This is a genomic window from Natronoarchaeum rubrum, from assembly GCF_024494695.1.
This window is the reverse complement of sequence record NZ_JANHDP010000003.1, coordinates 193,479-214,401: the sequence shown is the minus strand read 5'-3', so window position 1 is coordinate 214,401 and position 20,923 is coordinate 193,479. Positions and strand designations below refer to the sequence as shown.

Below are 20,923 nucleotides of genomic sequence, written 5' to 3'. Positions count from 1 at the left end.
TGGTACATGCTCAGGAGTCATTTTATTTCCGCTCCTCTGATCACAGAAGGCTGGTTGGAGACGGTCCCTGTGGCGCGTCTCCGGGGCGAGCGCGATCACGATGAACCAATTATTAAGAGGGTGCCACTCGATCGCACGTCCATGGACTGTCCGCGCTGTTCGGGTACGCTCGAGACGTACGCGCTGTTCGGTCGCGAGGCCGAAGGCTGCGAGAAGTGCGGCTACGTGGGGGTCGCCGTGAGCCACGAGAGCAAGCCTGATGAACTGGAATCCTGGCAGGAGGCGCTCGATCGCTTCAAAAAAAGTAACTGAGTGTCGTTCGTCGCGCCGACTGCTTACTCGTCTGCCGCCGCTTCGGCTTCCGCGCCGCCGCTCGTCGCCTGCTCTTCTTCGTCGGAGCGTGCGGCCACGAGGCCACCGCGCGCGACGCTGTAGAGGGGCTCGTCGGCGTGGCTGACGCCGCTGATCGAGAACGGAATGTTGGCGTCCTGCAGGTGGTCGCGGAACAGCGCCTCGAACCCGTCGGGGCTGGAGGTGCCGCCCGTGACGACGACCGGCACGTCGAGGCCCTCCTCGACGTCCTCGTCGTCGACTTCCTCGACGATCTTCTCGATGACGTAGTCGAGCAGGTTCTCGTAGTAGATCGACAGCGCGCCTTCGACGCCGCCGACGTCCGTCTCGAAGTCGAGTTCGAAGTCCTCCTCCTTGATGGAGGTGACCTTGTCGACCGGCGTGCCGGTCGCCTGCGCGGCCTGCTCGTCGACCCAGTCGCCGCCGCGGGCGACCGAGAACTTCATGACCGGCACCGCGTAGTACGCCAGACAGACGTTCGTCATCCCGGCGCCGAAGCTGATGCCCAGCCCGGTGAAGTCGTTGTCGGCGAGTTCGCTGTAGATGACGGACATCCCCTCGTTGATCGGCTCGGCGTCGTACCCCATGTCGTCGATGAACGACTCCAGAGTCTTCTGGTGATACAGGGTCGAGATGTCCGAGTCCATCGGGTCCGCGGGCGAGGAGAAGTACAGCTTCTCGTTGGGATGGTTCGGTTCGCCGACGACCTGCTCGATGATCAGTTTCATCATCGGGATCGCGGACTTCTCGTCGGACGACAGGATGCCGTGCTGCATCGGGCGGCGCGTCTCCCGATTGAAGATGTTCGCGAAGTTCAGGGCGTCGTCACCGACGACGTACACCTTGTCGTCCTTCCGGATGTGGAGGACTTCGCTCCGCGAAAGCATCTGTTCCGCCATGTCGGAGTAGTCAATCTCCACGAAGGAGTTACGCTGCTGGACGAATACTGTGTCGTTCCCATCCTGCTGTGCCGACAGGATGTTCATCGTGCCGACGTCTAGGCCTTTCGCCATATCCGGAACAACCTGTCCCACGTACAATAAAACTATGTGAAATAATTGCGTAACTTTCTGGTAAGAAAACATGTCCGAACGAAGGGAGCCGGCGTCGGGATGCCGGCGAGACCGCGGTCCAGTCAGCGACGGAGCGCGCTCCGGACCCGATCGAGCAGGCCCGAGCCGCCGATACCGGCGACGATCCCTTCGTCGTCGTCGGCCGCTTCCTCCTTGCGGCGCTTCTCGCGCAGTTCTTTGAGCTTGTTCGTCTGGTCGTCGACCGTCGACTCCGAGGTGGCGGTCTTCTTATCGCCGCCCTTGAGCTGGCGGAGTCCGCTGACCTGATCGTCGACGCTGCCTTCCTGTCGGGTGGTGGTCGCCTCGACGTCGACGCCGGAGGCGTCGAACTCCGGGCCGGTGGAGAACTCCAGGCGCTTGGACTCGTGTTTCTCGACGCCGCCCCACGAGAGGTCGACGCCCTCCATCGCGTCCTCGATGTCATCCTCGATCTGTTCGGTCGTGTAGGTGGTCTCCTCGTCCTCGTCGTCCTCGACGGGGTCGATGTCGGCCGGGCCGGGGCGGGCGCGCGCCAGTTGGTGAGCGATCAGCGCCGCGCCGGTCGAAGCCGTGATGACGGTCATCCCCAGCGCGTACACCGCAGTCACCTGGATGCTGTAGTCGGCCGCCTCGGCGACGTTCCAGTTGCTCGGGTACACCTGCCAGAACGCGACGACCGAAAGCAGCGTGATCGCCCAGCCGCCCGACGCGCTCAATGTCGCGCGCCGTTCGACCGGCAGCAGCACGACGAGGCTCAACATCAGCGTCGGCACCGACAGCATCCCGAGCGCGAACGACAGCGCTCGGCGGGACCAGAACGCGCCGGTCCCGTACTCGAACGCGCCCGACCACGCGAACAGGCCGAGCCCGGTCACCGCGAAGGCGATGCCGACGAAGAACAACCCGAACCCGAGATAGACGTCCGTCTCCGCGTCCGGTTCGCCGAGGTACTGTTCGTAGAGCTCGAACAGTTTGTTGTCGGGGAGCTCCCCCGTCGCGTCCTCTGTCATTGACGCCGATTACTTACCCCATGGTCATGACTGTTCTGCTAATTATTTCCTGTTTGGTAGGATGGACGAACGGCGTCGGGCGCGGCGGCTGGTGAAGAGCGGCGATCGGAGAAAAACGACGATGGAGAACGAACGGCGTCTGACTACCAGGTGCCGTGGAACGTGTCGAAGCTGAGTTCGTCCAGCGGCTTGTTGCCGACGGCGATCTCGTACTCGCCGGGTGTCAAGAGCGGCTTGTGGAACTGCGGGCCGTCGTCGGTCGTGATCCGCGGGCAGCCGGTGTTGACGAAGGCGTCGAAGCCGAAGTTGCGCAGCCGATCCGGCGTCACCTCGTCCATCGTGATGAGGTAGGCGTTCTCGTTCTCGTCGAGAATCTTCTCGGCTTGGTCCATGCGGCCCTGGCCGATCTTCGTGCAGAAGATGACGCCCCACGTCTCGGCGTCCATCGCCTTGTGGACGGTGGCGTAGCGCTGCTTGAGGAACTTCTCGGTGTCGGCGATCGTCACGACGTTGTTGACGGGGTCGCCGATGACGACTTTCTTGTCGGGGTGTTCCATCGCCAGCCCGAGCGGGTGGAACTTCCCGCCGCCGACGTACAGCACCTGGTCCGCGGGGACGTCCGCGGAGGCGTAGTTACAGCCCAGCACCTGCCCCTCGTGGGTGAGCCGCTCGTCGCCGCGGCGGGTCTGGACCTCGTAGCCACGGTCTTCGAGCCAGTCGGCCATGTCGTCGAACCGGTTCATGTGCTGGGCCGTGGTGACGAGGCCGACCTCGGGATCGTCTTCGGGGTCGGCGAGTTTCTCCTCGGCCTCCTCCATGATCGGCAGCACGTCGACGTTCGAGAACAGCGGCACGTAGATGATCTTCTCCGATTCCTTCATCGGGCTGTGCCCGAAGTGGACGAACACGTCGGTCCGCCGCATCAGGAACGTGTCGAGGTCGCAGGCGCCGTAACACGGCTGGCCCGACAGCATGATCGTCACGTCGTCGTCGACGAGCTCGCGCAGATCGTCGGCCACTCGCGGCCCGCGGCGCTTGAGCCCCTCGGGGAACTGCAAGCCGACCTTCTCGGCGTCGCGCTCCTCGACCGCCGTTACGATGCGGTCGAGTTCGTAGTCCCACTCCCGGTCGTGCTTGAGCGACATCCCCGTGTTCCGGAGGTCGCCCTCGCTGTACGTCTGCTCGCTCATTGCACCTTCGTAGCGACTCACGACGTATAACACGTACGTTACTGAAGCGAGGGTGACGACGCCTGGCGGACTCCCGCCTCGGCGAGCATGCGGCCAGCCCGGCCGCGGACGCCGGGATTCAAGCGCTTGGGACGCTTGCGTCCGTCCATGACGAAGTCCGACGTTCCGCTCGAACACAAGACGATCAGCCCGCCCGACGACGCCGACGGCCCGCATCCGGCCGTCTTCGTGTTTCACGGCCGCGGCGCCGACGAGACCGACTTGCTGCCGGTCGCCCAGCGGTTCCCCGACGAGCTGTTCGTCGTCAGCTTCCGCGCTCCCGACCGCCTTCAGGGCGGATACACCTGGTACGACCTCGACCTCTCCGCCGGGGGGCTCCACCAGAGCCAGCCCGACGCCGAGGAGTTCCGCCGGAGCCTCGATCTGATCGACGAGTCGATCGACGCCGCCGTCGAGGCGTACGACCTCGATCCCGATCGGCTGGGCCTGCTCGGCTTCAGCCAGGGGGCGATATCGACGTTCGCGCTGCTGCTCGAACATCCCGGCCGGTTCGCGTGGGCCGCCGGACTTCACGGCTACCTGCCCGAGTCTCACGCCGACCTGACGCCCGAGGGTATCGAGGGGACGCCGGTGTTCGTCGGCGCCGGGCAGCAGGATCAGATCATCCCGCCCGCCCGCGCCGAGAACGCCGCCATCCGGCTGAGCGAAGTGGGCTACGCCGTCGACTCGAACACCTACGACGTCGGCCACGGGATCGGGCCGGACGAACTCCAAGACCTGCTGGCGTGGCTCGACGACAGGCTGGCGTGATTTTCTCCGGCAGTCCACGCGTCGGCGTCACCCGGTCTGACCGTACTCCTCCCCCACGCGGACCCGCAACGCGCCCGGGACCACCGAGAACGCCACCGTATCGAACCGTCGGATCTCGCCGTCGAGGCTGAACGTCACCGGATCCCCGCCGAGGTGTTCGAACTCGATCGCGCTCGCTTTGAGCGTCGTGACGTGCTCGGTGTCCTGCCCGAGCAGTCGCTGGGCGACGGTCTCGGCGACGGCGTCGCTCGGCGGCATCCGCTCGCCGATCGTCACGTCGAGCAGCCCGTCTTCGGCGTCCGCCGGCGCGCCCTCGCTGCCGAACTCCCGGAGGTTGCCCACCAGCACGGTCAACGCTTCGCCGCGCCAGGTGATGCCGTCGTCGCCGGTCGCGTCCTCGACGGTCGACTCCTCGAGGGCCGCGTCGTCGGCGTCCGCCTCGACCGCGACGCGCAGCCCGTCGAACGCCAGCGTCTCCTGGACGCCGCCGATGACGAACGCGAGCGACCCGAACCGCCGCTTGAGATCGTGGGTGGCGGCCGCGCTGGCCTCCGCCGGCAGCCCGGCGATCGCCGACATCACGAACGGCTCGTCGCCCGCGACGCCGAGGTCGATGCGCCGCGTCTCGCCGGTCTCGGCGAGGTCGAACCCGTCGACGAGCGACTGGACGCCGAGGTGCTCGGCGACGATGTTCTCGGTCCCGGACGGGACCACGGACAGCGTCACGTCGTCGAGCGAGTCGGCGTCGTACAGCCCCTCCACGACCTCGTGGAGCGTCCCGTCGCCGCCACAGACCGCGAGCAGGTCGACGCCGTCGGCGGCCGCGCGCTCGGCGAGTTCGATCGCGTGGCCCGCCCGTTCGGTCTCGACGACGTCGAACCCGCGCTCGGCGGCGAGGTCGCGCACCCGCTCGACGTGGTCGGCGCGGCCGCTCGTCGGGTTCAGGATCGCGCGCCGATTCTCGGCGGAGCGGTCGCCATCCTCGTCCGGCGAGTCCTCACTCGACGTTGGGACCATCACGCGTACGCACGACGCCGCCGGACAAAAACGGCGGGCGGCGTCGCACCCCGGAACGGCGACTGCACCGTCGCGACCGCCCCGATCAGTCGCCGCGAAGCCGCCGCAGCGGCTTCAGCACGACCGGGACGTAGTCCTCGTGGGGGTCGTACTTCCGGAACAGCAGGCTGTTTGTCATCACCGAGACGCTGGAGCCGGTCATCGCCAGCCCCGCGAGCGCGGGATTGAGCAGGCCCAGCGAGGCGATCGGCAGCAGCGACGCGTTGTAGGCAAAGGCCCAGAACAGGTTCTGGCGCACCTTCTGCAGCGTCGCCTCGGAGATCCGGATCGCCTTCAGCACGTCGGCGGGATCGTCGCGCATCAGCGTCACGTCGGCGCTCTCGATGGCCACGTCGGTGCCGCTGCCGACCGCGATGCCGACGTGGGCCGCGGTGAGCGCGGGCGCGTCGTTGACGCCGTCGCCGACCATGATCGCTCGCGTGCCGTCCGCCTGGATCTCGTCGACGGCGTCGGCCTTGTCCTCGGGCAGCACCTCGGCGTACACGTTCTCGGGATCGATTCCGAGTTCCTCGGCGACCGCGTGGGCCGTCCGCTCGTTGTCGCCGGTGAGCATCACCGTCTCCAGCCCGCGCTCGTGCAGCTCGGCGACCGTCTCCTTCGCGCTGTCCCGAACCGTGTCGGCGGTCGCGATCACGCCGATGAGTTCTCCATCGAGCGCGACCAGCATCGCAGTCTTGCCCTCGCGCTCCAGGCGCTCCATCGTCTCCTCGGCGGGCTCGGGGTTGACGCCGTTGTCCCGCATGAGCTTGCGGTTGCCCACCAGCGCCTCGCCGCGGGGCGTCTCTGCGCGGACGCCGTGGCCCGGCACGTTCTCGAAGTTCTCGGGGTCGTCGACGTCGACGCCGCGGTCCTCGGCGCCCGCGACGATGGCTTCGGCGAGCGGGTGCTCGGAGCCGGACTCGACCGTCGCAGCGACCGAGAGCACGAGCGACTCGTCGGCTTCCTGCTCGACGAGCCCGCCATCTGCCGCCCGATCACCATCTCCCCCGTCCGCCGCAATGCCACCCCGAACCGACTCCACGTCCGTCAGGCGCATGTCGCCGTGGGTGAGCGTCCCGGTCTTGTCGAACACGACGACGTCGACGCCGCGCACGCGTTCGAGCACGTCCGCGCCTTTGAACAGGACGCCGTTGGTCGCGCTGATCGTCGAACCGACCATCGTCGCGGCGGGCGTCGCCAGCCCCAGCGCGCAGGGGCAGGCGATCAGGATCGCGCTCGCGAGCACGACCATCGAGAACTCCAGCGTCGAGATGCCGCCCGCGACGGGGCCGCCGCCGACGGGCTCCCAGAGGGGCAGCCAGTCGACGAAGCCGGTCAGCGCCTCGGGGAACGCGAACCAGACGAGCGCCCAGAAGATCGCGTTGGCGATCACCGCCGGGACGAAGTACGCCGAGACGGTGTCGACCAGCCGCTGGACGTCGGGCTGGCGCGCCTGGGCCTCCTTGACGCGCTGGACGATCTGCTGGATCGCGGTGTCCTCGCCGACCTGCGTGGCCTCGACGAGCAGGACGCCGTTCTCGTTGATCGTCGAGCCGACGACCTCGTCGCCCTCCTCCTTCTCGACGGGGACGGACTCGCCGGTGACCATCGACTCGTCGACCGCGCTCTGACCGTCGACGACGACGCCGTCCGTGGGAATCTTCTCGCCCGGTCGGACCTTCATCACGTCGCCGACCTCGATATCCTCGACGGGGACGGACTTCTCCTCGCCGTCCTCGACGAGCGTCGCCTCGTCGGCTTCGAGTTCGAGCAGCTTGCGCAGCGCGTCGCTAGCCTGGGCCTTCGAGCGCGCTTCGAGCCAGTTGCCCAGCGTGATGAACCAGAGGATCACCGCGACGGCCTCGAAGTACAGGCCGGCGTCGGCGATCAGGTCGAGCAGGACGGCCGTGCTGAACAGGTACGCCGTCGAGGAGCCGACCGCGACCAGCGTATCCATGTTCGCCCGACCGCTGTTCTTGGCGGCCTTGTACGCGCCGACGATGAACTCCCGACCGAGCGTCGCCATCAGGACGGTCGCGAGCGCGAACTCGATCCAGCCGACGCCGACGCCGGCGATCGTCTCGGGCACGACGTTGACGCCGAACATCTCGACCATCACCAGCAGGAACGGCGCCGCGAGCACGCCGCCGCCGATCACGAGGCGTCGCTGGCGGGCGAGTTCGCGCTGGGCGGCCGACTCGCGCTGTTCGCTGTCGGTGTCGCCCTCCGCGCCGGTCTGGGGGCGATCGGGCTCGTAGCCCGCCGCCTCGATCGCGTCGTACACCGCTTCGAGGTCGGCGTCGACGGGGTTGTACCGGACCTGCGCCTCGTCGGTCGCGAAGTTGACGCTGGCGTCGATCACGCCCGGCACGCCCTCGATGGCCTCCTCGTTGCTCTCCGCGCAGGAGGCACAGGACATGCCGGCGATTCCGACCGTCTCCGTCGCGCTGTCGGCCGAGTATCCCGCGTCGTCGATGGCGTCGTAGATCTCGGCCAGCGATACTGCCTCGGGATCGTACTCGACGGTGCCCTCGTCGGTCGCGAAGTTGGCGTTGACCGACTCGACGCCGTCGAGTCCGCCGACGGACTCCTCGATCGACGAGGAGCACGTCGCACACGACATCCCGGTTATCTCGAGGTGTGCTGTTTCCGTACTCATCACTTGTCTCTAGATACGGGCTATAGTTTGAAGCGGGTTTCCCCTAACGAACTTCGGTTCTCGTGGCGAACGAAGCTAACGAATTGGTCTTTCTCGCCGATCTGAACCCGCGGTGTCGCGGGAGGAACTGGGAATTTCGATATACTCGTCGGCGAGCGCCATCCCGAACGCCGGCTAGTCGGGCGTGTTCAGCTCTCGGCCCCGTCTTGCAGTTCGGCGTACCGTTCCCGAAACAGCGACTCGCAGGACTCGCAGCAGACGAAGTACTGCCGGTCGTCGAGTTCGAGCGAGAGCCCGTCGTCGTCGACCTCCTTCCCGCACTCCACGCAGGAGATGGCGAACTCGCCCCTGCGGAGATCCGGGTTCCACGACGACTCGACGACGCCGCCGACGTCGTAGGACAGCACGTCCTGGCCCTCCAGCAGGTCAGAGAACAGGCGCCGGACCTCGGGCTCGCCGGCGTGGACGTGGGTCAGCACTCGCCCGCTCTCCGTCCGGATGACGTGCTCGACGACGTCGATATCCCGGAGCTCGTCGGCCAGCGCTTCGGCGTCGCCGGGCGCGAGCTGGACCTCGACGAGCCGGGCGTCCTGGGTCGCCAGCATCGACTGGTCGACGGCGACGGTGAACCGTTCGAGGATGCCGAGTTCGCGCATGCGCTCGACGCGCTCGGAGACGGTCGGCGCCGTCAGCCCGACGCGGTCGGCGATCTCGCGGTACGATCGGCTGGCGTCTTCGATCAGCAGTTCCAGTATCTCGGCGTCGGTCTCGTCGAGCGCCACGGTTGCTTCGAGGTTGCGGATCGAGCGCGAAACGTGTTTGGGTCCGTGCGGAGCCGTCCCGCGGCCATCGTAGCGGTCACGCCAGCAGGTGCTCGACGTTCGCGTACCGCCCGGCCTGCCAGCCGGTGACGAGCGCGACGACGCCCCCGAGCACGATCGCGAGCGCGAGCCCGGCGGCGTAGATCAGCGGCGACGGCTGGAGGAGCGCCTCGAATCCGACGACCCGCTCGGCGAGGCGATTCAGTCCGACGGCGAGCGGGCGCGTCGCGGCGGCGCCGACGAGCCCGCCGAGGACGCCGATGACCAGTCCCTGAGCGCCGATCGTCCCCGCGAGCACGCCGCGCGAGAGCCCGATCGCGCGGAGCGCGGCGAGTTCGTCGCGCTGCTGGTAGGCCACGAGCGCGAACAGGTTGATCGTCAGGACGGCGCCGCCGAGGATGGCGAAGCCGACCAGCGTGACGCCGCTGGCGAGCACGAGCGTGCGCTCCTGAAGTAGTTTCTCGACCTGCTCGTCGCCCGTCCGGACGTCGTAGGCGGGGTACTCGGCCGCGAGCTCGTCCCGAACCGCGGCGGGGTCGGCGCCCTCCACCGTATCGGCCATGACGAACGTCGCCCGATCCGTCCCGGCGGTCCCGGTCATCGCCTGGAGGTCGGTGATCGGGACGGTGGCGGCGGGCGAGCCCAGGAACTGCGAGTAATGCGAGGAGAGTCCGACGACGGTGACCTCGTGGAGGCTCGCCCTGGTGGAGCCGACGTAGACGGCGTCGCCGACGCCGACGCCCAGCGTCTCGGCGGTCCGCGGGTCGAGAACGATCTCCTCTCGCGTCGGCTCGTAGGGGCTCGCCGCGGCGTAGTCCTCGTCGTCGAGCACGAACCCGCTGCCGCGCTCGAAGGCGAAGCCCTCGTGCGTTCGCCGCGTGCCGACGGCCGGAACGCGCCGGAGGTCCGACCGCTCGGCCCCGACGTACAGCCCGTGCAACGCAACCGGTTCGGCGACGCGGACGTCCTCGCGCGCCTGCACGTTCGACGCCACTTCGTGGGCGTCGACGATCGGGTTCTCGGTGCCGCTCGCGGCCGGATCGATCGGGTCGTTCGACACCCAGAGATCGCGGTCGGCCTGCTCTAACCCCTCCTCGCCCTTGTCGACGACGCCGGCGCCGAGGCTGGCCAGCAGCGTCACCGAGAGCACCGCGAGCGCGACGGCCAGCACGGTGAGCGCGGTGCGTCCCGGCGCCCGGCGGAGCTGCGCGAACGCCAGTCCGAGGACCGCGCGCATTCGGACGAGAGCGCCGCGGACGCTCACCGTCCCACCTCGTCGAGCACGCTCGTTCGCGCGGCCACCACGAGCGGGTACGGGACGGCGACCAGTCCCGAGACGAGGGCGACGGCGAAGGCGTAGGGAACGAACAGCGGGTGGATCACGGCGACGGTTCTGGTGGCGACGGTCGCCCCGGCGACGGCGTCGACGGCGAGGACGCCCAGCACGCCGCCGACGATCCCCAGAACGGCGCCCAGCAGCGTCGTCACCAGCGTCGAGACGCCGACGACGGCGAGTCGGCTGTGGGTCGGGAAGCCGACTGCCTCCAGCACGGCGAGCATTCGGCGATCCTCGTTGACCGTGATCCCCATCGTCGTCGCGACGAACGCCGCGCAGATCGCGACGCCGACGACCAGCGCGATCAGGCTGGTGGCGAAGGCCAGCCCGTCGTCGAACAGCTGCGAGGGGTCGGTGCCGTCGGCGGTCTCGACGGTGGCGTTCGGATAGGCGTCTCCGGCGGCCGCTTCGGTCGCCTCGGCGTCGCCCCACACCAGCACTCTGTCGGCGAGCTCGCCCGCGCTCGCGCCGGAGATCGACTGAAGCTCGCTCAAGTGGACCAGCGCCACGGGCACGTCGGCGTCGCGCTCGTTGCCCGTCGCGGCGTCGACGCCGGCGACCGTAAACGTCGTCCGATCGGTCGCGGTCCTGTTCCCGACGACGCGAAACGCCTCGCCTTCGGCGGCGTCGAGCCGATCCGCCGCAGCCCGCGAGAGTACAATCTCGCCCGTCCGCTGGCCGTCGTAGGTCCCGTTCGCGTACTGTGGATCGCCGGGTTCGAGTCCGGCCGTCGACAGCCCCGCGACGGTGCGCTCCTCGTCGTCGGGGACGACGCCCACGAGGGCGACGAGTCCCGATGATCGACTCTCGGCGGCGGACTCCCCGCTCTCGGCGTCGGACACCTCGCTATCGGCGCCCTCCAGTCGCACCGTCTCGACGAGCACGGGCGACGCGTGGTCGACGCCCCCACGGTTGCGGATCGCGGCGGCGCGCTCGTTGGCGGCGCCGAGCTGCACCGGCTCGACGCCGCCGACGTCCGAGAGCGTCTCGCCCTGCTGGGGGACCACGGTGGCGTCGGCGTCGGTCTCGGTTACGACGCCGGCGGTCGCCAGCGCCAGCGCGATTCCGGTCACGACCAGCAGGATCGAGATCGTCAGCGCGACCGCGCCGGTCGACGCCGCCATCCGGCCGGTCCTGGTCGTCGTCGCCTGCTTCCAGAGCCGCGTCGCCGAGAGCCCGACGAGCCCCCGCCAGCGCGAGCGCCGCCTGTCGCCGGCGTCATCCCGCATCGTCGATCACCATGCCGTCGCGGAGCCGGACGACGTCGTCGGCGATCGCCAGCGTCGCGCTGTCGTGAGAGGCGACCAGCACGGCCCGGTCGTCGCCCAGCGAGGTCAGCAGTTCGAGCACTTCGGCGCCCGTCGCGGTGTCGAGTTCGCCGGTCGGCTCGTCGGCGACGATCACGTCGGGATCGGTCGACAGCGACCGCGCGATCGCGACGCGCTGGCGCTCCCCGCCGCTCAGTTCGCCGGGGAGGTGCGTCGTCCGGTCGCCGAGACCGACCTGCTCCAGCAGCCGCTCGGCCCGCTCGCGGCGCTTCGACCGCGGGACGCCGGCCTGCACGAGCGGGAGCGCGACGTTCGCCCGCGCCGTCAGCGACGGGAGCAGGTGGAACCGCTGGAACACGATCCCGACGTGATCACGCCGGATCTGGACGCGCTCGCGGGCCGAGAGAGCGGTGAGGTCGGTCCCCAGCAGCTCGACGGTCCCTGAGGTCGGGACCAGCAGCCCCGACACGGCGTGCAGGATCGTGGACTTGCCGCTGCCGCTCGGGCCCTTCAGCCCGACGATCGTCCCGGGCTGGACGTCCAGCGAGACGTCTCGGAGCGCCGTCAGTGTCCGCTCGTTGCCGGAGCCGAACCGGCTGCTGTCGGTCCCGTACTCGTGGGTGACGTCGTCGAGCCGGACGGCGGCAGTCGATTCGCCCTCGTCCGGCGACGCGGACTGGCCGCGCCCCGAGCGATCGAGTATTCTCACGGAGTCACTCACTGCAGCGGAGAGCGACGCCGTACATTGTATCTCTGCGCTTATCCGGACGGCGGCGGGGTTAACCTCTCTCTCCTCGGCGCTCGGGACGTCGGTTCGAGGTTGTTCACTCCGCTAGAGCGTGCTTACCCCGATCAAACGGTTGGAAACGAAACAGGTCGAACGGGCACTCGTACCGTTCCAACTGGTCACAAACGCGTACCCATCCGTGGACCACGTCCGATCGGGACGCAACCGAACGTCGGGGTCGCGGTACTATCTGCAGCAGAGTTCGGCGTCGAGGCCGCGACTCGGTGGTCGCACGACTTCTCCTCCTTGCGCGCTCAGACGTGCCGATCGAGCGCCCGCACGGCGGCCGAAAGCAGCTTCTCGACGGTCAGGTCCTCGTCGGTGATCGTCGTCCGGAGCGGCTCCCTGTCGGGGTACTCGATCACGGCGCTGCAGACGATGTCCTCGGAGAGATCGCAGTCGCAGTCGCGGCCCAGCAGCGGAACGGCGTCGCCGCCGCAGGTCGGGCAGTAGGTGTCTACGGTGACGGTTCCGTCGTCGGATTCGATGGAGGTCGGCATCGGTGTGCTGGTGCCGACCGGGTAGGCAACTGGTACATACCTTGTGGCCAGTGAGCGATCGCGGACATCGTGCTCGCCGTCCCAACCGCTAGTAAAAGAGGTGTCTACTGCCGTCCCTCACACCGAGGGCCGCTCGACGGCATCGAGTTGCTCCATCAGGCCGAGCGTGTCGAGCTGGAGCCAGCGCTCCGCGATTTTCCCGTCCTCGACGCGCGTGAACACCATGTTCTGCACCTCGATAGAGTTCCCCGTCGGCTCGATCCCCTGGAACGGCCCCTCGTGAGTTCCGCGGAGCGTCACGCGCATCGCGACCGTGTCTCCCTCGGTGACGGTATCCTCGACCGTCGCCTCGAAGTTCTCGAAGGCGTTCAGGAACTCCCGCATCTTCTCGACGTCGGCGTCTCGGCCCCGAACATCCTCGCCGAACGGGCCGTGCTCGACGTAGTCGTCCGCTAGCAGGTCTTCCAGGTGGTCGAGATTCCCCTTCGTCGCCACCTCCTCGGGGTACTGTCGCGCGATCTGTTCGATATCGTCTGTAGTTCTTTGAGACATGATTCTCTCCCGCGCCCGTTCGGATCCCCTCAGCACCGGCGGGCGTCGTGTAACGATAGGTCGTGTGGGGCGTTAACAGTTATCGAGGATCCCGGACAGGACATCACCGTCGATTCCGCTGTTCGATCGCTCGAAGCGGGCGTCGGTCCCGTTCAGGACTGCCGGTAGATCAGGTTGCGCTGGATCTCGTTGGCGCCCTCGTAGATCACCGGGATGCGAACGTCGCGGTACACCCGCGCGATCCGGCGGTCGGTCAGCACCGAGCGACCGCCGTGGAACTGCATCCCCTGCTCGGCGCAGTCGGTCGCCACTTCGGTCGTTTTCGTCTTGGCCATCGCGGCCCAGAGGCCGGGGTCCTCACCCTGCTCGACCTTCTCGGCGGCGCGCCACGCGAGCGCGCGGGCGCTCTCGAACTCCAGTCGCATGTCCGCGAGGCCGTGCTGGACGGCCTGGAAGTCGCTGATCGATCGGCCGAACTGCTCGCGGCCCTCCGCGAACTCCCAGGCCTCCTCGATCGCTGCGGCGGCCAGCCCGAGGCCGTGGCCCGACACGACGACGCGGCCGTGGTTGAAGAACTCCGCGAGCATCCAGAAGCCGGCGCCCTCGGCGCCGACGAGGTTCTCCTCGGGGATGCGGCAGTCGTCGAAGACGATGTGGGCCTGCTTGCTCGCTCGGAAGCCCATCTTCTCGGGGATGTGCTCGGCCTCGTACCCCTCGGCGTCGGTCGGGACGATGAACATCGAGTGGTTGCCGTAGCGGTTCTCTTCGTCGTCGCCGGTCCGGGCGTAGACGGTGAGCCAGTCGCCCTCGACGCCGTTGCCGATCCAGTACTTCTCGCCGTTGAGCACGTACTCGTCGCCGTCTTTCTCGGCGCGGGTCTGCATCCCCGCGAGGTCGCTGCCGGTTTCGGGCTCCGACACGGCGAGGCCGGTGATCTGGTCGCCCTCGGCGACCGGGCGGAGATACTCCTCGTGCTGTTCCTCGTTGCCGTACTCCTCGACGATCTCGGCGCCGAAGCTCGCGAGCTGGAGCGTCAGCGCGATGCCGGCGTCCGCCCGATAAAACTCCTCGGCGATCGCGAGCACTTCGGTCAGCGAGAGGCCCCGCCCGCCCAGGTCTTCGCTGATGTCCTGGGCCACCAGCCCGGCCTCCTGCCCGGCTTCGAGGATGTCGTGAGGGTACTCACCCTTGCGGAAGTACTCCTCGGCGTTGGGGGCGATGTGTTCCTCGGCGAACTCGCGGGCTTCCTGTTTGACGTCGTGCGCGTGTTCCGGCACGATGGTCTCGTCCAGCAGTTCCATGTCTCCGACGAAGGGAGCGACCCCGATATATCTCAGGGAACGCATAGCACGGTGCGAACGATTTGTTTTCCGGTCCGGCGGTCGGTTTCGAGTGCCCCCGCAGTCGCCAGCTCTCGAATCCAGCCTACGGAGCGGCGTCTTGACGCCGCGTCACTCCCGCAGCAACGACTCTTCGTCGCGGCGTCCGGACGCCGCAGTGAAGGTTCGATGCGACGGCGTCGGGACGCCGCGGCAGCCGCGGCGTCGACGCCACGTCCTGACGGTGTTCAGGGACTGTACTCGCGCTGGCCGCCGGCGTCGCCGCCAGAGTTGCCGCGGCTGAACAGGAACAGCGCGAACAGTAGCGGCGAGAGGAACGCCACGATGAACGCCGCGCCGATCATCTGGAGCATCGGCGGGATGCCGCCCGAGCCGCCGGACTCCTCGCCGCCGTCGCCACCGCCGCCGCCGCCAGCCTGCTCGGAGACATCGCCGACCGCGACGCCGCCTTTCATTCCGGCACCGACGTGGGGTTCACAGATGTACCGGTACTGTCCGTCCTCCTCGAACGTGTGCTCGAACGTCGCCCCCTCCTCGCTCAGCAGGTCGCTGCCGAACGCGTCGCCGCCTTCGTGGACGACGTTGTGGGGGACGCCCTCGCCGGTCCACTCCCAGGTGACGGTTGTACCGGGATCGACCCAGATCGCCGGCGGATCGAACAGGAACCCGTTGCCGGCGCCGACCGCGACGGTGACCGAGTCCTGCCCGCGCAGGTCCTGCGTGCTCTGGTAGTTGCTGACGTCCGAGAACCAGTCGCCCCAGTCGGGACCCTCCCCGGCGTCGCCGCCGGACTCGTTGCCGGACTCGTTTTGCTGTGCGAGCGCCGAGCCGCTGCCGGCGACGCTCGCAGCGCCGAGTGCGGTGCCGGCACCGAGCGTCCGCCGGAGTGCGCTGCGACGAGTAAACCGAGGACCGCCGTCCCTATCGCTGTCGTCCATAGCTGAGGTTTGTCGGCCCACGGCTAATACATTTTTAAATTCTCCCGCGCCGTTCGCCTCCCGTTCCCCCGCTTCCGGAGTCACAACGACCAACTACGTTCCCACGTTACCGACCGATATGGTTCTGAAAGAATCCGATCCGGCGCTGGAGGCCGGCGACGCGGCGCCCGAGTTCGAGTTGCCCGGCGTCGACGGCGGCACGTACTCTCCCTCGTCGTTCGACGACTCCGAGGCGCTGCTGGTAGTGTTCACCTGCAACCACTGCCCGTACGCGCAGGCGAAGTTCGAGCACCTCAACGAACTGGCGGCGTCGTACGACGACCTCGCCGTGGTCGGAATCAACTCCAACGACGCCGAGGAGTATCCCGACGACTCCTTCGACGCGATGCAGGAGTACGTCGAGGAGGGCCGGGTCGCCTACGACGCCTATCTCCGGGACGAGAGTCAGGAGGTCGCCCGCGCGTACGGCGCCGTCTGTACGCCCGATCCGTTCCTGTTCCGCAAGGACGAGGGAGAGTTCCGACTCGTCTACCAGGGCCGACTCGACGACGCGATGAATCCCGACGAGGAGGCGACCGAGTTCTACGTCCGCGACGCGGTCGAGTCGATCCTCGCCGGCGAGCCCGTCGAGCAGGAGTGGCTCCGGTCCCAGGGCTGCTCGATCAAGTGGCGAGACTGAGCGCGGGTGAGTTGTCGCGCCGTCTCAAACCCCAGCTAGGACGCCGATCCGGCGGTTCGACCGGCAAACCGAGCGTGACGTTGGCGTCGGTCGGAAGTTCCCACCCGCGAATCCTTTTTAGTGGGGCCGCTCCAACTACGGACGATGACGGTAGACGAACGTGCCGAGGAGCTCGCCTCCGACCTCGGTGTCGACAAAGAGGAGGTCAAAGAGGACCTGGAGAATCTGGTCGAGTACAGCGTGCCGATCGACGAGGCCGTTCAGAGCCTCCGTCGAAAGTACGGCGACGGAGGCGACGGCTCCGGCGGCACGCGCTCCAAGGACAGCATCGACGAGATCACAACCGCCGACGGCAACGTCACGGTCACCGCGCGCGTGCTCAACGTCGGCAAGCGGTCGATCCGCTATCAGGGATCGGATCAGGTGATCTTCGAGGGCGTCCTCGCCGACGCGTCGGGGACGATCGACTACACGGCCTGGCAGGACTTCGGCCTCTCGCCGGGCGACACGATCACCGCCGGGAACGCCGGCGTCCGCGAGTGGGACGGTAGCCCCGAGCTCAACCTCGGCGAGTCGACCAGCGTCGCCTTCGAGGAGGAAACTCTCGAAGTGCCCTACGAGATCGGCGGCGACGCCGAACTGGTCGATATCGAGACGGGCGACCGCGGCGTCGACGTGGAGGTGCGCGTCTCGGAGGTCGAGCGCCGGACGATCGACGGCCGCGACGGCGAGACGGAGATCCTCAGCGGCGTGCTCGCCGACGAGACCGCCAAGCTGCCGTTCACCGACTGGGATCCCCATCCCGAGATCGAGGAGGGCGCCTCGGTCCGGATCGAGAACACGTACGTCCGCGAGTACCGCGGCGTCCCCTCGATCAACGTCTCGGAGTTCTCGACGGTCGAGGCGCTCGCCGACGACGTGCCGGTCAGCGAGAGCGGCACCCGACTGCCGATTCGCGAGGCCGTCGAGGCCGGCGGCGTCTACGACGTCGAGGCGGTGGGGCACATCATCTCGATCCGCGACGGGTCGGGGCTGATCCAGCGCTGTCCCGAGTGCGGCCGGGTCATCCAGAAGGGTCAGTGCCGAACCCACGGCGACGTGGACGGCGAGGACGACCTGCGCGTCAAGGCGATCCTCGACGACGGCACCGGCACCGTCACCGCCGTGCTCGACGACGAGATCACCGAGCAGGTCTACGGCGGCGACCTGGAGGACGCCCGCGAGCAGGCCCGAGAGGCGATGGACCAGACCGTGGTCGCGGACACGATCCGCGAGCGCGTCGTCGGCCGGGAGTACCGCGTCCGCGGCCACCTCTCGGTCGACGAGTACGGCGCGAACTTGGACGCCAGCAGCTTCGCCGAGGTCGAGGACGACCCCGCGGATCGCGCTGCCGACCTGCTCAGCGAGGTGGACGCATGAGCGCGAACGGCGAGGACGGCGACGACCAGAGCGGCGCGGGCCGCCGCGAGGTCGCTTACCGGCTGTTCGCCGCGGAGTACGACGACGCGACGCTCGACCACTCCGAGAGCGACGAGGAGCGCGCCCCCAACTACGTCGTGACGCCGACGGGCGCTCGCGTGAACCGGCTGTTCGCCGTCGGCGTCCTCACCGAGATCGAGGAAGTCAACGAGGAGGTGCTGCGCGCCCGGATCGTCGACCCGACGGGCGCCTTCGTCGTCTACGCCGGGCAGTACCAGCCCGACGAGATGGCCTTTCTCGAACGGACCGACCCGCCGGCGTTCCTCGCCGTGACGGGGAAAGCCCGAACCTTCCAGCCCGACGACTCCGATCGCGTGTACACGTCGGTCCGCCCGGAAAGCATCAACGAGGTCGACGCCGAGACGCGCGACCGCTGGGCGGTTCAGGCCGCCGAGCAGACTCTCGAACGCGTCGCCACGATGGCGACCGCGCTGGAGCAGCCCGAGCGCGGCGACGAGCTGGCCGAGCACCTGCGCGACCGCGGCGTCGACGCCGGCCTCGCCAGCGGCGTCGCACTCGCGATCGATCACTACGGGACGACGCCGGAGTACCTCGCGGCCGTCCGCGATCTCGCGATCGAGGCCGCCGAGGTCGTCGCCGGCGACCGCGACGAGGCCGGCCAGCTCGGCGTGCGGCCGGGCGACGGCGACGGTAGCGTCGATCCCGGCGATCTGATCGACCTCGTCGACGCCGTTCCCGAGGTGGGGACGACCGGTTCGGCAGCCGCGAGCGGCGAGGCTGCGGCGACTGACGCCGAAGCGGAGTCGGCATCGACCGACGTGGGAACGGAATCCGTGTCGACCGACACGGAAGCCGAACCGGCATCGACCGACGCGGAAGCGGACTCCGCGCCGACGGATGCGCAAACGGAATCGACCGCGACCGACGCCGACGCGGCGACGGCGTCCACCGGATCCGACTCCGGGGCGTCGGCGTCGGCCGACTCGACTGCCGAGGAGTCCACCGCCGCCGACCCCGCGGCTGCGACCGCCCCGACTTCCGAGGCCGAAACGACCGGCGACGCCGAAACCAGCGCCGAGGACGAGCCGGACGACGAGGACGCGGACCGCCTCGACGACTTCGAGCCCGGCGGCATCGGTGAGGCAGACGACGAGTCGGATGCGGGCGCCGACGTCGAAGCTGACGACGCATCTCTCGAGACGGGCGATGCGTCCGTCGAGACGAACGGCACAACTGCGGACGCCGATCAGGCGGCCGAAACGCCGGTCGGCGGCGACGAGATGTACGAGTTCTCCGAGGAGGAACGTGCGGAGATCGAGGAGGAGTACGGCACCGAGTTCTCGACCGGCACGGAGGTCGCCGAACCCGGCGAAGCAGACATCGAGACGCCCGATCCTGACGAGGCGGCCGAAAGCGAGGTCGACGTCTCGGAAACCGACGAAACCGTCGCCGAGGGCGAAGCGGTCGCCGAGGAGGCGGCCGAACCGGTGTCGGAAGCCGAAACCGCCCAGAAGTCTGAGGACGCCGGCGCGGCGTCCGGCGAGGTCGAACCGGACGAGGAACCGGCCGACGACGCCGAACCGACGGACGACGCCGAACCGACGGACGAATCGGCGGACCCCGCCGAGCCGTCGATTCCGGACGATGTCTCGCTGACCGACGTGGTCGTCGAGACGATGCGGGAGATGGACGACGGCGACGGCGTCGAGCGCGGCGACCTGATCGACGAAGTGATCGGCGACACCGGCATGACCGAGCCCGACGTCGAGGACGCCATCGAGGAGGCCCTGATGGGCGGGCGCTGCTACGAGCCGACCGACGACACGCTCAAGCCCATCTGATGGCGCTCGTCGAGCCGATTCCCGGGGCACCGGCCGCGACCGCCGACCTCGGCGAGGAGCGCGGGCTCGTGATCGCGGACGTTCACGCCGGCGTCGAGGCCGCCTTTCGATCGGAGCGGGGCATCAACCTGGAGAGCCGCGCCGAGGAGCGCCGCGAGCGCGTGCTCGACCTCGTCGAACGGACCGACGCCGATCGGCTCGTGGTGCTGGGCGACTTTATGCACTCGATCGGCGGCCCCGGCGGCGCCGAGCGCGGCGAAATCGAGGTGCTCGTCGAGTCGCTGCCCGACGGCGTCGCCGTCACCCTGGTAAAGGGGAACCACGACGGCGACATCGAGTCGTGGATCGAGGGCGTCGACGTCACCGACGGCGCCGGGGTGCGCATCGGCGCCGTCGGCTTCGTCCACGGCCACACCTGGCCGGCCCCGGAGGTGCTCTCGGCCGACGTAGTCTGTATCGGCCACGAGCACCCCTGCGTCCGCCTCGAAGACGAGGTCGGCGGCAGTCGCGTCGAGCGCGTCTGGCTGCGCGGCCCGCTCGACCGCACCGCCGTCGCGGACCGACTCGACGGCGTCGAGTGGACCGATCCGGAGCTGATCGCGTTCCCGGCGTACAACGACCTCGTGGGCGGGACGTGGGTCAACGTCGCCGGGGACGACTTTCTGGCGCCGTTCTTGCCGCAGGGGTTGGCTGACGGGCAGGCGTACCTGCTCGACGGGACGCGGCTCGGGGCGTACGGCGATATCTGACGGCCCGCGAGAACCGTACGTCCGGGCAAAATATGAGGGACTATTAGTTCGATTGTTCTGATTATGGGCAATCCTTAACCGTTGTTGTTCGTCAACTTCCCACATGGTGTTCACAGATCCGCACACGCCGTCGGAGAAACGCTACGAGTGTACCGAGTGTCTCAACAGGACGACCGGCGAAGCGGTCGGCGAGTGTCCCGAGTGCGGCGGCACGGTCCGAAACGTGGCCGTCGGGCGGTGGTGAGCGCCAGCGGCGCTTCACGACGCCGCTGATCTGTTCTCTCCATCTAACCGTTTTCTCGGAATCATGTGTACGAATGCCCTGTATTTTCGAAAGTAGTTGCATAATCGACGAACTGCTAGGAACAGATATAGCCGCTCGTCGCGAACTGGTATTCGAGTACCATGCGCGGAGATCCGTACACCCCCGTCCGACCGACCTACGAGTGCACCCGCTGCGAAATGCGGACGACGACGGACACCAGCGGCGTCTGTCCTCGCTGTGGCGCCCAGACGATCAATATCGCGGTCGCTCGCGAGTGAT

The 20,923-nt window shown here is 68.3% G+C and carries 21 protein-coding genes; 8 read left to right on the top strand and 13 right to left on the bottom strand.

Features of this window, described 5'->3' with window-relative positions:
- The first annotated feature begins 141 nt into the window (after window positions 1-141).
- Entirely contained in the window at window positions 142-312 is a 171-nt protein-coding gene (locus NO931_RS08715) for a zf-TFIIB domain-containing protein (protein ID WP_256391269.1), read from the top strand.
- Between the two features lie 23 nt (window positions 313-335).
- Here the strand turns inward: NO931_RS08715 and NO931_RS08710 are convergent, their stop codons facing one another.
- From NO931_RS08710 to dph2, 3 genes are all read right to left on the bottom strand, one after another.
- Window positions 336-1,364, bottom strand: coding sequence for a disk-shape morphogenesis protein volactin (locus NO931_RS08710; RefSeq protein ID WP_256391268.1), 1,029 nt, complete (start codon window positions 1,362-1,364; stop codon window positions 336-338).
- A 122-nt stretch (window positions 1,365-1,486) separates the two neighbouring features.
- Window positions 1,487-2,413, bottom strand: coding sequence for a cell division protein CdpA domain-containing protein (locus tag NO931_RS08705; protein ID WP_256391267.1), 927 nt, complete (start codon window positions 2,411-2,413; stop codon window positions 1,487-1,489).
- Window positions 2,414-2,556: 143 nt separating this feature from the next.
- Window positions 2,557-3,603, bottom strand: coding sequence for a diphthamide biosynthesis enzyme Dph2 (dph2, locus tag NO931_RS08700; protein ID WP_256391266.1), 1,047 nt, complete (start codon window positions 3,601-3,603; stop codon window positions 2,557-2,559).
- A gap of 147 nt (window positions 3,604-3,750) precedes the next feature.
- Between dph2 and NO931_RS08695 the strand changes: the two genes are divergently transcribed.
- Window positions 3,751-4,413 (top strand): alpha/beta hydrolase, encoded by a 663-nt coding sequence (locus NO931_RS08695; protein WP_256391265.1) that lies wholly within the window; start codon window positions 3,751-3,753, stop codon window positions 4,411-4,413.
- Window positions 4,414-4,440: 27 nt separating this feature from the next.
- Here the strand turns inward: NO931_RS08695 and NO931_RS08690 are convergent, their stop codons facing one another.
- The 10 genes from NO931_RS08690 to NO931_RS08645 all read right to left on the bottom strand — a co-directional run bounded on the left by NO931_RS08690 (window position 4,441) and on the right by NO931_RS08645 (window position 15,670).
- A complete protein-coding gene (locus NO931_RS08690) occupies window positions 4,441-5,430 on the bottom strand; it encodes a diacylglycerol/lipid kinase family protein (protein ID WP_256391264.1) in 990 nt (329 codons plus the stop codon).
- An 85-nt stretch (window positions 5,431-5,515) separates the two neighbouring features.
- Complete coding sequence (locus tag NO931_RS08685; RefSeq protein WP_256391263.1) at window positions 5,516-8,128, bottom strand: heavy metal translocating P-type ATPase; 2,613 nt, start codon at window positions 8,126-8,128, stop codon at window positions 5,516-5,518.
- A 188-nt stretch (window positions 8,129-8,316) separates the two neighbouring features.
- A complete protein-coding gene (locus NO931_RS08680) occupies window positions 8,317-8,910 on the bottom strand; it encodes an AsnC family transcriptional regulator (protein ID WP_256391262.1) in 594 nt (197 codons plus the stop codon).
- Window positions 8,911-8,986: 76 nt separating this feature from the next.
- Entirely contained in the window at window positions 8,987-10,213 is a 1,227-nt protein-coding gene (locus NO931_RS08675; protein ID WP_256391261.1) for an ABC transporter permease, read from the bottom strand.
- Entirely contained in the window at window positions 10,210-11,514 is a 1,305-nt protein-coding gene (locus NO931_RS08670) for an ABC transporter permease (RefSeq protein WP_256391260.1), read from the bottom strand. The genes NO931_RS08675 and NO931_RS08670 overlap by 4 nt, the downstream gene beginning before the upstream one ends.
- Window positions 11,504-12,274, bottom strand: coding sequence for an ABC transporter ATP-binding protein (locus NO931_RS08665; RefSeq protein WP_256391259.1), 771 nt, complete (start codon window positions 12,272-12,274; stop codon window positions 11,504-11,506). The genes NO931_RS08670 and NO931_RS08665 overlap by 11 nt, the downstream gene beginning before the upstream one ends.
- Window positions 12,275-12,594: 320 nt before the next feature.
- On the bottom strand, window positions 12,595-12,840 hold the full coding sequence (locus NO931_RS08660) for a hypothetical protein (RefSeq protein WP_256391258.1): 246 nt from the start codon (window positions 12,838-12,840) through the stop codon (window positions 12,595-12,597).
- Window positions 12,841-12,957: 117 nt separating this feature from the next.
- Entirely contained in the window at window positions 12,958-13,392 is a 435-nt protein-coding gene (locus NO931_RS08655; protein WP_256391257.1) for an ester cyclase, read from the bottom strand.
- 152 nt (window positions 13,393-13,544) lie between these two features.
- Window positions 13,545-14,693: an acyl-CoA dehydrogenase family protein gene (locus NO931_RS08650; protein WP_256391256.1), complete on the bottom strand. Its 1,149-nt coding sequence runs from the start codon at window positions 14,691-14,693 to the stop codon at window positions 13,545-13,547.
- Window positions 14,694-14,959: 266 nt separating this feature from the next.
- On the bottom strand, window positions 14,960-15,670 hold the full coding sequence (locus tag NO931_RS08645) for a halocyanin domain-containing protein (protein WP_256391255.1): 711 nt from the start codon (window positions 15,668-15,670) through the stop codon (window positions 14,960-14,962).
- Between the two features lie 118 nt (window positions 15,671-15,788).
- On the opposite strand from NO931_RS08645, the gene NO931_RS08640 reads away from it, so the two are divergent.
- From NO931_RS08640 to NO931_RS08615, 6 genes are all read left to right on the top strand, one after another.
- Window positions 15,789-16,349, top strand: coding sequence for a thioredoxin family protein (locus NO931_RS08640; protein WP_256391254.1), 561 nt, complete (start codon window positions 15,789-15,791; stop codon window positions 16,347-16,349).
- Window positions 16,350-16,493: 144 nt separating this feature from the next.
- The gene (locus NO931_RS08635) at window positions 16,494-17,768 is read left to right on the top strand and encodes a Single-stranded DNA binding protein (RefSeq protein ID WP_256391253.1); all 1,275 of its coding nucleotides are present in this window, start codon (window positions 16,494-16,496) and stop codon (window positions 17,766-17,768) included.
- Window positions 17,765-19,630, top strand: a complete 1,866-nt coding sequence (locus tag NO931_RS08630; RefSeq protein WP_256391252.1) for a hypothetical protein — start codon at window positions 17,765-17,767, stop codon at window positions 19,628-19,630. The genes NO931_RS08635 and NO931_RS08630 overlap by 4 nt, the downstream gene beginning before the upstream one ends.
- A complete protein-coding gene (locus tag NO931_RS08625; protein ID WP_256391251.1) occupies window positions 19,630-20,379 on the top strand; it encodes a metallophosphoesterase in 750 nt (249 codons plus the stop codon). Before NO931_RS08630 ends, NO931_RS08625 begins: the two co-directional genes overlap by 1 nt.
- 103 nt (window positions 20,380-20,482) lie before the next feature.
- A complete protein-coding gene (locus NO931_RS08620) occupies window positions 20,483-20,623 on the top strand; it encodes a rubrerythrin-like domain-containing protein (RefSeq protein ID WP_256391250.1) in 141 nt (46 codons plus the stop codon).
- Between the two features lie 161 nt (window positions 20,624-20,784).
- The gene (locus NO931_RS08615; RefSeq protein ID WP_256391249.1) at window positions 20,785-20,922 is read left to right on the top strand and encodes a rubrerythrin-like domain-containing protein; all 138 of its coding nucleotides are present in this window, start codon (window positions 20,785-20,787) and stop codon (window positions 20,920-20,922) included.
- Window position 20,923: the final 1 nt, after the last annotated feature.